Source organism: Nitrosomonas oligotropha (assembly GCF_009833085.1).
In the GTDB taxonomy this organism is placed as follows: Bacteria; Pseudomonadota; Gammaproteobacteria; order Burkholderiales; family Nitrosomonadaceae; genus Nitrosomonas; species Nitrosomonas oligotropha.
Window position 1 is genome coordinate 15,722 of the sequence record NZ_QRBZ01000012.1, and the last position, 12,469, is coordinate 28,190.

7 protein-coding genes are annotated in these 12,469 nt (G+C 50.4%); 3 read left to right on the forward strand and 4 right to left on the reverse strand.

The genetic code is table 11. The annotated features are described in order from the left end of the window. Positions 1–10: 10 nt before the first annotated feature. Complete coding sequence (odhB, locus tag ABD07_RS04675) at positions 11–1,258, forward strand: 2-oxoglutarate dehydrogenase complex dihydrolipoyllysine-residue succinyltransferase (protein ID WP_160817336.1); 1,248 nt, start codon at positions 11–13, stop codon at positions 1,256–1,258. Between the two features lie 117 nt (positions 1,259–1,375). On the opposite strand, the gene ABD07_RS04680 is transcribed toward odhB, so the two are convergent. After that, positions 1,376–2,332 (reverse strand): nucleotide-binding protein, encoded by a 957-nt coding sequence (locus ABD07_RS04680; RefSeq protein WP_160817337.1) that lies wholly within the window; start codon positions 2,330–2,332, stop codon positions 1,376–1,378. Between the two features lie 67 nt (positions 2,333–2,399). Continuing rightward, the gene (dnaE, locus tag ABD07_RS04685; RefSeq protein WP_160817338.1) at positions 2,400–5,888 is read right to left on the reverse strand and encodes a DNA polymerase III subunit alpha; all 3,489 of its coding nucleotides are present in this window, start codon (positions 5,886–5,888) and stop codon (positions 2,400–2,402) included. Positions 5,889–5,950: 62 nt separating this feature from the next. On the opposite strand from dnaE, the gene trhP reads away from it, so the two are divergent. After that, positions 5,951–7,318 (forward strand): prephenate-dependent tRNA uridine(34) hydroxylase TrhP, encoded by a 1,368-nt coding sequence (trhP, locus tag ABD07_RS04690; protein WP_108697260.1) that lies wholly within the window; start codon positions 5,951–5,953, stop codon positions 7,316–7,318. Here trhP and ABD07_RS04695 read toward each other — a convergent pair. Further along, the gene (locus ABD07_RS04695; protein WP_160817339.1) at positions 7,274–8,323 is read right to left on the reverse strand and encodes a hydrolase; all 1,050 of its coding nucleotides are present in this window, start codon (positions 8,321–8,323) and stop codon (positions 7,274–7,276) included. The two genes, trhP and ABD07_RS04695, sit on opposite strands and share 45 nt — an antisense overlap. Before the next feature lie 159 nt (positions 8,324–8,482). After that, positions 8,483–10,225 carry a methyl-accepting chemotaxis protein gene (locus tag ABD07_RS04700; RefSeq protein ID WP_108697261.1) on the reverse strand — a complete coding sequence of 581 codons (1,743 nt, stop codon included), beginning with the start codon at positions 10,223–10,225 and terminating at the stop codon, positions 8,483–8,485. A gap of 689 nt (positions 10,226–10,914) precedes the next feature. Between ABD07_RS04700 and ABD07_RS04705 the strand changes: the two genes are divergently transcribed. Further along, complete coding sequence (locus tag ABD07_RS04705; protein ID WP_240142410.1) at positions 10,915–12,435, forward strand: sensor histidine kinase; 1,521 nt, start codon at positions 10,915–10,917, stop codon at positions 12,433–12,435. Positions 12,436–12,469: the final 34 nt, after the last annotated feature.

Genomic DNA, 12,469 nt, shown 5'->3' on the forward strand with positions numbered 1-12,469 from the left:
CGAGGGCGCCATGCTAGTTGAAGTCAAAGTTCCCGCATTATCCGAATCCGTAGCGGAAGCTACGCTAATCTCCTGGCACAAGAAAGCGGGGGAATACGTCAACCGGTCGGAAAACCTGATCGACATCGAAACCGACAAAGTCGTGATGGAGCTGCCCGCGCCCAGTGCCGGTGTATTGGCTAAAGTACTGAAAGGGGATGGTGCAACCGTGGCCAGCGGTGAAGTGATCGCGATGATTGAAACCGAAGCGGCCGTGCAACCGGAAAATGAAGTTAAACCGGCCCCCGCCGCGAGTCAGCAGGCGCAAGCCCCTGTTACGGTGAGCGCAGAAAAGGTGAGTGCTGAAGCAGTCGATACCGCAATCCCGATGCTGATGCCGGCAGCGCGCAAACTGGCGGAAGAAAATAATCTGAAAGCGACGGAAACGTCGGCGATCAAGGGCACCGGCCTCGGCGGGCGCATTACCAAAGAGGATGTGCAAGCGTATATGGCGAGCAAGTCCGGCGCGGCTACGAAAGTTGAAGCTGAATCCACAACGGGAAAACTGGCAATAGGAGCGCGCACCGAACGCCGAGTGGCCATGTCGCGCTTGCGCCAGCGTATTGCGGAACGTTTGGTGGAGTCACAATCGACCGCCGCGATTCTGACCACGTTCAACGAGGTCAACATGCAAGCGATCATCGATCTGCGCACGCGCTATAAAGCGGAATTTGAAAAGGAGCATGGCGTCAAGCTCGGCTTCATGTCGTTTTTCGTCAAAGCGGTGATTGCCGCATTAAAGAAATACCCGATCGTCAACGCCTCGGTGGAAGGCAATGAAATTGTCTACCACGATTACTACGACATCGGTATCGCCGTCGGCAGCCCGCGCGGGCTGGTGGTGCCGGTAATCCGTGATGCGGACAGACTGTCGCTGGCGGAAATCGAACTGCAAATCGCCGATTTTGCCAAACGCGCGCAAGACGGCAAACTGACCATAGAAGAACTCAGCGGCGGCACCTTCTCGATCACCAATGGCGGCGTATTCGGCTCGATGCTGTCGACCCCGATCATCAACCCGCCGCAAAGCGCCATTCTCGGCATTCACGCCACCAAGGAACGCCCGGTGGTCGAAAACGGCCAAATCGTCATCCGCCCGATGAATTATCTGGCTTTATCCTACGATCATAGAATCATCGATGGCCGCGAAGCGGTGTTGTCGCTGGTGGCGATGAAAGAGGCGCTGGAGTATCCGATGAGCCCGCTGTTGGAGAAGTGAAAGAAAACCTGGTGCCGATGAAATCGATGCACCTCTTTGTATCGACGCATCCTGTCGAGTTAACGCTACTACGCTCACCGATAAGAGTTTATCTGAATAAATGCTTTATTCGAGTTCTTAGGTGCCGAGTTTTACTCTGGCTTTTCTGACTAAATCTTGATGTACTATTATAATTTTACCTGCAGTGTCATGTAATTTTCCAACTACTTCGAGAAAGTGTTTGGAATTTTTATCTTCCCATTCAGGAGGAACTGTCTGCCAGCCTGGATTGTTTGTAGGAAAAGTATTTGTAGCTATTTGCCCCAAGTAATCTCCAATTAAATCATGTAATTTTAGCCGCAACTGTTCTAATTCATTATCTAAAAATTCATGCTCTGCATCATTCCATTCGTAATAAAATTTATCTAAGTCATCAAGTTCCTTTCTTGGAAAAGAGAATCCTGCCATATTTTGTTGAGCAATAAAGTGGATGCTTCCTTTTGAAGGCAGGACCTCTTTAAACTTTTCAAATAAACTTAGGTCGATTTTTTTAGTGTCAGACGTAACAAGTGCTTCCCTAGTTGTGATTTCTCTTGTTCCCTCTTTCTCAAAGATAAGCTTTAGTGCAGCAATGAGGGTTTTCTTTAAAGCATTTCGATCAGGTGCTTTTTCTTCAGTATTAGCTGCAACCGAATAAGTCAATATCCTTTTGGCTCTTAGATCAAAAGGAAGAACTGTAGGATCACCAAACTCGGTATTCATTATCATAATGATTCTGTTCCATCCTAAAACCTTTATCGCATAACCAAGCTCAATCAAAACATTTGGATTGGGAGTTCTTTTCTTAGCTTCTTGTTCAATTATTGAAACATCACATACAAAAACTGATGAGTTTTCAATTTTAGAAAAAATGGATTCGGTAATATCTGGAGATCCTGCAATACCCAAAGTATCCCTATCAATGACAGGTTCTACAGAAATCGAATCGTCGTTCCTTACTTCTTCAATCGCCTTTTCTAATGCTGTCGATATAAAATTTCTATTTGTGCTTCCAGGACAATCCGATTGCCAAGAATAAAATATACGATCTGTCATTAATGCCTCTTAAACCCTAATTAAGATTTTACTTTCAAAATGATGTAGTATATTTCGTCAAATTTTTTCAATATCCAACCTCAACATTCCCATCCGCAAAATGCGCTTTCAACGATTCCAGCAAATCGTTGTGCAAATACACCCGCCAATCGTTCCCTAATTCCAGTTCCCCGCTCGCCAAGTCATTGCGATAGACGACTGTAACCGGGCAGTAATTCGCATAGTTTTTTTGCGCTTGCGGGGAGAACGGCGTCAGCAATGTTTTGAGGGTTGAAATTTGACCGAGAGTGACGGAGTCGCAGCGGATTCTGAGCTGTCTGGCGAAACGCGAGCGGATGCCGGCGAGGTAGTAGAGTTGTTCGGCGGTGATCCGGAGTTCGTCGCCTTCTTCGCCGTTGTAGTTGCGGTTGCTGATTTTGGCTTCGGCGATCAGTAGTTGATCTTCTTTGAGCCAGGCGCGATTGGCGTCGAACAATTCGCTGAAAACAACCAGCTCGACACGTGCTTTGCCATCGTCCAGGTTGATGACGCACATCCGGCCGCGGCGCGTCATTTGCACCCGCACCGAGTGGATGATACCGGCGATCAGCTGCGGTTCGCGGCTTGGATTGAGCCGGTCCAGCCGGGTGCGGATGAAGCGTTTCAATTCCGCGGCGTAGGTATCGAACGGATGGCCGCTGAAGTAGTAGCCCAGGGCGATTTTTTCCTGGTGCAGCTTTTCCCGCTCGGACCAAGCTTCGGTTTGAATCGGTTGCGTTTGCAGATGCGAGGAGTCGCCGGTTTCGCCGAACAAATTGGTCTGACTGGCAGCCCGGCTCATCTGCTCGGCGGATTCGATCGCCACGCCGACGGAAGCGATCAGGCTGGCGCGGTTGGTGTCGATGCTATCAAACGCGCCGACGCGGATCAGCGATTCCATCACGCGGCGGTTGGCGATGCGCCGGTCGACGCGGTTGCAGAAATCGAATAAATCGCTGAATGGGCCGGTTTGTCCACGCACCGCGACGATCGAGTTGACTGCGGATTCTCCGGTGCCTTTGACCGCGCCGAGACCAAAGCGGATGGTTTTGCCGTCCACGGGAACAAAACGGTAGTCGGACAGGTTGATGTCGGGCGGGAGAATCGTTAAACCGTTGGCGATGCTGTCCTCGACGAAGATCTGCACTTTATCGGTGTCATCCATATCAGCGGACAAACACGCCGCCATGAATTCGGCCGGGTAGTGTGCTTTAAGGTAGGCGGTTTGGAAAGCGATCAGGGCGTACGCGGCGGCGTGCGATTTGTTGAAGCCGTAACCGGCGAATTTTTCCATCAAACCGAACAGTTCGGTGGCTTTTTCTTGGCTCAAGTTGTTGTTGACTGCGCCGGAGACGAAAATATCGCGCTGCTGCGCCATTTCCTCGACTTTTTTCTTACCCATCGCACGGCGCAGCAAATCCGCGCTGCCCAGGCTGTAGCCGCCGATCACCTGCGCGATCTGCATGACCTGTTCCTGATAAATCATGATGCCGTACGTCGGCCCGAGGATCGTTTCCAGGCGCGGATCGAGATACTCGATCGTTTTCCGGCCATGCTTGCGGTCGATAAATTCCGGAATCAGATCCATCGGGCCGGGGCGGTACAGCGCGACCAGCGCGATGATATCCTCAAAGCGATCCGGTCTGGCTTTTTGCAGCAAATCGATCATGCCGCGCGATTCAAACTGGAAGATGCCGACCGCGTTGCCTTTGCGCATCAGTGCATATGTCGCTTCATCGTCGAGCGGCAGGGTTTCCAGTGAAAAGGGTTGAACAGGGAGCGATCCGCTGTTCTGATGCGACTGCCGGATGTAGCCGACAGCACGATCCAGGATGGTTAGCGTGCGCAGTCCGAGAAAGTCGAATTTCACTAGACCGATTTTTTCGACATCGTCCTTGTCCAGCTGGCTGACCACCGAGTCGGCGGATTCTGTGCAATAAATCGGACAGAAATCGGTGATTTCGCTCGACGCGATCAGTACACCACCGGCGTGCATGCCAATGTTGCGCGTAATGCCCTCGAGACTTTCCGCCAGTTCCAGCAGATTGCGCACGTCTTCCTCTTCGGCGGCGCGCTGATTGAGTTGCGGTTCGAGCTGGCGCGCTTTCTTGAGCGTCATGCCGATCTCGAACGGTATCAATTTGGCGAGCTGGTCGACAAAGTTGTACGGCAGATCCATCACCCGGCCGATGTCGCGAATCACCGCCTTGGCCGCCATCGTGCCGAAGGTGGCGATTTGCGAGACTTTGCCGGTGCCGTAACGCTGCTTGACGTATTCGATCACTAATTCGCGCCGGTCCTGGCAGAAGTCGATATCGAAGTCCGGCATCGAAATGCGCTCGGGGTTGAGAAAACGTTCAAACAGCAAGTCGTAGCGCAGCGGGTCGAGATCGGTGATGCCCAATGAATACGCTACCAGGGAGCCTGCGCCGGAACCGCGCCCGGGACCGACCGGCACGTTGTTATGCTTGGCCCAGTTGATAAAATCGGCGACGATCAGAAAATAACCGGGGAATCCCATCTGGATGATGGTTTTTACCTCGAAATCGAGGCGCGCCTGATATTTCGGCAGTTTGTCAGCACGTACTTGGGCATCCGGGAACAGATCGGCCATGCGTTTTTCCAGCCCGATTTCGGCCTGGTCGCGTAAATACGCATCAAGACTTTCGTTGTTGGGCGTGGGGAACAACGGCAGGCGGTTGACGCCTAGCTCCAGCACCAGATTGCAGCGCTTGGCAATCTCGATGGTATTCACCAGTGCGCTGGGGATATCGGCGAACAGTTGCGTGATCTCGGCCTGGGTTTTGAAATATTGCTGTCCGGTGAAATTTTTCGGGCGGCGCTTGTCATCCAAGGTGTAACCTTCGGCGATACAGACGCGGGCTTCGTGTGCGCGGTATTCATCCGCATTGAGAAACTGCACCGCTTGCGTGGCTACAACGGGTAAATTCAATTGGCGCGCCAGTGCCAGCGATTGCTGCACCAGCATGGCTTCATTCGGGTGGCCGTCGCGTTGGATTTCAAGATAAAAACGCCCGGGAAACAAACCGGCCCATTTGCGGGCCTGAATTTCAGCTTGTTGCGGATTATTCTGCAAAATGGCCAGGCCGATATCGCCAAAGCGGGCGCCCGATAACGCGATGAGTCCATGCGTGCCGCCTTTATCGGGATGCAGCCACGATTCACTGATCTCGGCCCGGCCATGATATTGATTTTCCCGGTAGGCGCGTGACAGCAGGCGCGACAACAACAAGTAACCATCGCGCGACTGGCACAGCAATAACAACCGGATCGGTTTGTTGCGGTCGGATTCGTTGGTGATCCAGACATCGCAGCCGAGTATCGGTTTGATGCCGTTTTTATAGGCGCTTTGGTAAAATTTCACCAGCCCGAACACATTGGCGAGATCGGTTAGCGCCAGCGCCGGCATTTGATCCGCTACCGCCTTGGCAATGACATCGGGAATGCGGATGGTGCTATCCAGAATAGAGTATTCGCTGTGCAGCCGTAAGTGAATGAAAGCAGGGTGAGCGGGCATGGTGGTACAATTCGAGTTCGCGGAAACTCTGTCATTTATACAATCGAGCGTTATTCTACCTTATGTTGAAATCACCTGAACTTTTACTTCCAGCCGGTTCTTTGGACAAAATGCGCATTGCCTATGCGTTTGGCGCTGACGCGGTGTACGCCGGGCAGCCGCGCTATTCACTGCGTGCGCGTAACAATGAATTTGCCTTGGAGCAAATTAAAACGGGCATTACCGAAGCGCACGCTTTAGGGAAGAAATTCCTGGTGGCCAGCAATGCCATGCCGCATAACGCCAAGATTAAGACCTATCTGGACGATATGGCGCCGATTATTGACATGAAACCGGACGCGCTGATCATGGCCGATCCGGGATTGATCATGATGGTGCGCGAAAAATGGCCGGACGTGCCGATTCACCTGTCGGTGCAGGCCAATACCGTGAATTACATGGGCGTTAAATTCTGGCAGAAAATCGGTCTGACGCGGGTGATTTTGTCGCGTGAATTGTCGCTCGATGAAGTGGCGCAGATCCGCGATTATTGCCCCGACATGGAGCTGGAAGTTTTCGTGCATGGCGCGCTGTGTATTGCGTATTCCGGACGCTGTCTGCTGTCGGGCTATTTCAATCACCGCGATCCGAACCAGGGCACCTGCACCAATTCGTGCCGCTGGGATTATAAAGTCAAATCCGCCGAAGAGAATCCGAGTGGCGACATCCAGGAGATCGGCAAAATCGATTTTGATTTCGGTCAGGCGATGCAGCAATCCGAACAATCGGCGCTGTCTGGCGGGTGCGGTTCGATTCCACGGCATCCGGCCGCCGATCAGGTGTATTTGATCGAAGAAAAAGAGCGTCCTGGCCAGCTCATGCCGATCATGGAAGACGAGCACGGCACGTACATCATGAATTCCAAGGATTTGCGCGCGGTCGAGCACGTCGAGCGGCTGGTCAAGATCGGTGTCGATTCACTGAAAATCGAAGGGCGTACCAAATCGCTATACTATGTGGCGCGTACGGCGCAGGTTTACCGTAAGGCGATCGATGACGCCGTGGCAGACAAACCGTTTGATCTGGCCTTGTTAGGCGAGCTGGAAGGTCTGGCCAATCGCGGCTACACCAGCGGTTTTTATCAGCGCCATAGCACGCAGGAAACGCAAAATTATCTGCGCGGGCATTCGGAATCCAACCGCAGCCAGTACGTCGGCGATATCACCGGTTTCGATGAAACCAACGGTATGGCGGAAATATTGGTGAAAAACCGCTTTCAAGTGGGCGACCGATTGGAGATTATTCATCCCGAAGGCAACCAGGTTGTCGAGTTATCGCATATGCTGGACGGTGCCGGACGGCCGGTGCAGATTGCGCCCGGCAGCGGCCACCGCGTCAAGATACCGTTAGCCGGAAATGTGCAGAACGCTTTTGTCGCGCGCTTTTTCTGAGTCGGCCTGCTGGCACTGGTGATGGAAGAAACTGAGAATCTTTTGCGGTAGCCAGCTTAGTTTTCCCGGGAACGGGCCTTGCATGAATCCGGCATGACCGCCTTCTTCCGGAAATTCCAATGTAACCATGGGCGATACTTCAGTCTGCGCGGGCAGTACCGATGCAGGCATGAATGGGTCGTTACGCGCATTGATCACCAGCGTGGGCACCTGTACATGCGGCAGCCATTGCTTGCTGCTGGATTGCTGCCAGTAATCATCGGTATCGCGGAAACCGTGCAAGGGTGCTGTGACGATATTGTCAAAATCATAAATCGACGCGCATTTTTTCAGTGCATTGGCATCGAACAAACCGGGAAACTGCTGCAATTTATCAAAGGCTTTGTCTTTGAGTGTATCCAGGAAATGGCGCGTGTAGACTTGATTGAAGCCCTTGTCCAGCGCCGAACCCGCTGCCGCCAGATCGAGCGGTACGGATACGGTTGCAACCCCAGCTACAAGTTCTTTGGCGCGTTCTCCTTGTTCGCCCAGCCATTTTAATAGCGCATTGCCGCCCAGCGAAACGCCCATCACATACACCGGTTGCGCTGTACCGGCTGTTTGCGCCTGAGCCGTGATCCGCCGCAGCATCCAGTCGATTTCGGTGGAATCACCGGCGTGATAAGCGCGCGATAAGCGGTTAGGTTCTCCGGAACAACCGCGGAAATGAATCACGGCGCAACGCCAGTGATGGCGCTTCAGGCTGTTGATCATGCTCAGAATATAGTGGCTTGATGAACCGCCTTCCAGACCATGAAAAAACACCACCAGAGGCGATTCGTCCGAGCCATCGCTCCAGTCGACATCGATAAAATCCCCGTCATCCAGTTCCCAGCGCTCGCGCCGGTAAGTGAACCGTTGCGCCGGTTTATTGAAATAGGGGTAGAGTGTTTGCAGGTTGCCACCGGGCAGCCAGGATGGTGCTGTGTAATGCTTTGTATACAAGGGAATTGTGTTTCCGTGCATGGGTATTATTTTACGCTGCGGCATTCGGGTTATTGATCGCTGTTTAATTTCAGTGAATATACCCTAACTTGCGCGGATTCTAAAACAACAATGGCCAGCTGTTCAGGCTGACCATTGTTGTGAGGCCGGAGCAAAACTAAAGAAGGGGCGCGACTTCTACTAGAATTCACTCCATTGGTTATTGTGATCGCCGACAGCGATTTTATTTCTTGAAGATTTTGATCTGGTGCTATGCGCTGTAGCATGGCCAGCCGATCCATCCTGTTCCGCGTTGTTCTTGCCAGCCAATTGAGTCACGGTTGCCGGTCTTTTGCTGCTGCTTTGCGACAGGTGGAAAATGGAAATTGCGCCAACCAATTCGTACGCTTGCTGTTCCAAAGATGCGGCTGCTGCGGCGGCTTGTTCGACCAAAGCTGCATTTTGCTGCGTGACTTCATCCATTTGCGATACCGCTTGCGTGACTTGCTCGATACCGGTGTTTTGTTCTTTGGAAGCGGAAGTGATGTCCGACATGATTTCGGTTAGGTTTTTGATGGACATGACAATTTCATTCATGGTTTGCCCGGTTTTGTTGACAAGTGCAGCGCCTTGATCGACCTTTTTTACCGAGTCATCGATCAAGGTTTTAATTTCTTTCGCCGCTGTTGCGCTTCGCTGCGCCAGATTGCGCACTTCGGTGGCCACCACGGCGAATCCACGGCCTTGTTCTCCGGCCCGTGCAGCCTCAACGGCGGCATTGAGTGCCAGGATGTTGGTTTGAAACGCTATGCCATCAATGACACTGATAATGTCCGCAATTTTGCTTGAGCTTTCACTGATGGATGACATGGTCGCGACCACTTCTTGCATCATTTCACCGCCTTTGGTGGTGATATTGCTGGCGGTCATCGCGATTTGATTGGCATTGATTGAGTTATCCGTATTTTGACGCACGGTCGCGGTGAGTTCCTCCATACTGGATGCGGTTTCTTCCAGCGAAGAAGCTTGCTCTTCGGTGCGCTGCGAGAGGTCCAGGTTACCCGAAGCAATTTCTCCGGTTGCCAAGCGTACCGAGGCAGCATTTTTCTGTACATCCAGCACCGTTGCGCGCAGATTAACCCCCATCTGACTCAATGCTTTCAGTAATTCGCCAAATTCATCGCTGCGGTTCACCGAGAATTTATGCGTCAAATCGCCACCGGCCAGTTTATTGGCGATATCAATCGCTTGCTGTAGCGGTGTCAGGGTATTCTTGACCATGCCGTAGGCCAGATAAGCTATCAATGCGATTCCGGCTGCTGTTATTGCGGCGATCATGCTACCGAGGGATGCGTGCGCCTGAGTTTGCGACAACCCCCACCAGCCGATGCCGCCGGCCGTCAATAAAAATAGAGCGGGTATTGTCATGGCCAGTGCAATGCGTTTTCTGGTGGTCATTTTGACAAAAGCTTGCAGTTTTCCGATGAAATCGGTCCGCACAATTTGCCCTTTCTCGATTTTCAGGTTTTTTGCTTTGCCTTCGAGAATTTGCTGATAAGCTGGCGCTGCTTGTTCAATTGCCGCCGGTGATGCTTTGGTGCGGACCGATAAATAACCGGTGATCTGACCGTTTTCAATTAAAGGGGTTGCATTGGCGTTGATCCAGTAGAAGTCGCCATTTTTACGGCGGTTTTTAACCAAGCCGGTCCAAGGCAAACCCTGTTTTAATGTGGCCCATAAATCTTCAAATGCTTCGGGAGGCACGTCCGGATGACGCACGATATTGTGTGCTTTACCGATCAGTTCTTCTTCTGAAAAACCGCTGACCTCGACAAATGTGGAATTGATATAGGTAATCCTGCCTTTAGTATCCGTTGTCGATACGATTAACGTATCATCGTCGATGGGATACTCGGTGTTTGTCACCGGAAGATTCAGTCTCATGATTTATCCTTGAGGTTTGTTCGTATGAGACTGGACTTACGGTATATAAAAAAATAGATTCTGTCGGTGATTTCTTTTTTCTAAGGAAAATATTCCGTATATTTTGTAGGAATTATCTTATTGATCTGAAAAGCTTTTGTGAAGCAGAAATAGAGGAATACTTAGCATATGTTTTATCAGCGGAATTTCTTACGTTGCTTATAAATAAGTTGATAAATTACCTTATTTCTGGACGATAGCTTGGTAATTTTTTAGGTTAATATGTCATTGAGAAAATGTTATCGAAATTGCTGATAAAAGAAATTTTGATGAACGGAATTTTGATTTGATCGATTCTCGCAATGCTAAGACGTTAATATTTAGATCATCTTTATTAGGTATGATGTAGAGAATTAACTCAGTGATCAGAAAATACAATCAGAATATTCCTATAGTTTTTAACGCTCCAGGCAGATACTATTAACGGCTATCAATATTAGTAAGTATCCAACCGGAAATGGGCAGCTAATAATTGCAATGATAGCGATGATCGGTGATCTGAATATATGCATATGGATTGATGGCGAATGAATGCACGCAAAGAGTCCGGTTGGATAGAAAAATTTTCTCCAGATGTGCTCTGGGATGCGCCAGATAATCAAGGAATTCATTCCGGAGTAAAATCAACTGCAACAATGCCGGCGCACGGAATGCAACTGCTTTCATGTATATCGCATGATGGAAGCGATTATTCCGCAATCGCCGGGATCAGAACTCAGGAGAGACTGACTAAACTGGCGTGTTTATATGAAATTTCGCGCGCCTTGCTGAGGACACGTTCTGTTGAAGAGTTGTGTCAGCAGTTGATTGAACACATGCGGCTCGCGTGGCAGTCGTATGATCTGATTTTTCCTTTCATAGAAATTGATGGCAATTATTATGCAGCAGGCGAACCCGAATCTTTGTTGATGCATAAATTTTCTGTTCCGCTGCTGGTACATGGCGAAGTGGCCGGTCAAGTAGGCGTACTTTCCAAGGATATAAGCGTTACCAGCTGGCCGGAAAATGAAGACACGTTATTTTTAAAAAATATCGCCAGCGATCTCGGATTATGGCTGGAGCAAAAAAAGCTTGCTGACGCCCAAAATGCATTACTGCATGATGTCCGGATGATCGAAAGCGCATTTAATGCGCATTCCATCGTTGCGATAACCGATCAATCCGGAAAAATACGCTACGTTAATGAAAAGTTTTGCCTGGTTTCCCAATACTCAGCCAGTGAATTAATCGGTCAAGATCATCGCATTGTCAATTCCGGTTATCATTCTAAAGAATTCATGGAGGACTTATGGGTTACTATCACCCAAGGTCAGGTCTGGCGCGGAGAAATCAAGAATCGCGCCAAAGACGGCACGTATTATTGGGTCGACACGACGATAGTGCCATTTCTTGATGGTGATGGATTACCCTATCAATACGTGGGGATACGAACTGAAGTAACGAATTACAAGCAGCTGGAACATAAAATGGAAGAGCAGGTAGCGGAATTAGCCCGCTCTAATGATGAGCTGGAACAATTCGCGTACGTCGTCACGCACGATCTGCAAGAGCCGCTCCGCGCCATTAACAGCTTTGTTCAGCTACTAAAAAAGTATTGCGATCAGCAGCTGGATGAACGCGCCAGGGAATTAATTACACATGCGGTGGCCGGTACCAACCGGATGCAAATCCTCATTGATGACTTGCTGACCTATGCCCAGGTCAATGCATGCCAAACGCTCGCGGAAATCGATTGCGAGCTGCTGTTGGAGAATGTGTTGACTGACTTATCCGTCATTGTGGGCGAATGCAATGCGGTAGTGACGCACGATAAACTGCCCGTGATCAAAGGTATCCGCTTCCAGTTGATTCAGTTGTTTACCAACTTGATCAACAATGCGCTCAAGTTTCGCAGAGACCAATTGCCTCAAATCCATGTCGGGGTTGAAGAAAATCAAAGTGAATGGATTTTCTCGGTCACCGATAACGGCATTGGCATTGAAGAGCAGTATCTGGACCGTATTTTCCGGGTATTCCAACGTTTGCACAGCCGCCGGGAATATGCCGGCACCGGAATCGGTTTGGCCATCTGCAAGAAGGTGGTGGAACATCACGGCGGGAAAATCTGGGTCAAGTCAGCGCCCGGTATCGGTTCTTCGTTCTATTTCACAATTCCGAAAGTTGATTATTAAAGATGCAACAGAAAAGAAATATTGATCGCAGAAT

Excerpts from the sequence above, each read along its gene's own strand:
- odhB (WP_160817336.1), top strand. The coding sequence starts at position 11 with ATGCTAGTTGAAGTCAAAGTTCCCGCATTATCCGAATCCGTAGCGGAA.
- ABD07_RS04680 (WP_160817337.1), bottom strand. The coding sequence starts at position 2,332 with ATGACAGATCGTATATTTTATTCTTGGCAATCGGATTGTCCTGGAAGC.
- dnaE (WP_160817338.1), bottom strand. The coding sequence starts at position 5,888 with ATGCCCGCTCACCCTGCTTTCATTCACTTACGGCTGCACAGCGAATAC.
- trhP (WP_108697260.1), top strand. The coding sequence starts at position 5,951 with ATGTTGAAATCACCTGAACTTTTACTTCCAGCCGGTTCTTTGGACAAA.
- ABD07_RS04695 (WP_160817339.1), bottom strand. The coding sequence starts at position 8,323 with ATGCACGGAAACACAATTCCCTTGTATACAAAGCATTACACAGCACCA.
- ABD07_RS04700 (WP_108697261.1), bottom strand. The coding sequence starts at position 10,225 with ATGAGACTGAATCTTCCGGTGACAAACACCGAGTATCCCATCGACGAT.
- ABD07_RS04705 (WP_240142410.1), top strand. The coding sequence starts at position 10,915 with ATGCAACTGCTTTCATGTATATCGCATGATGGAAGCGATTATTCCGCA.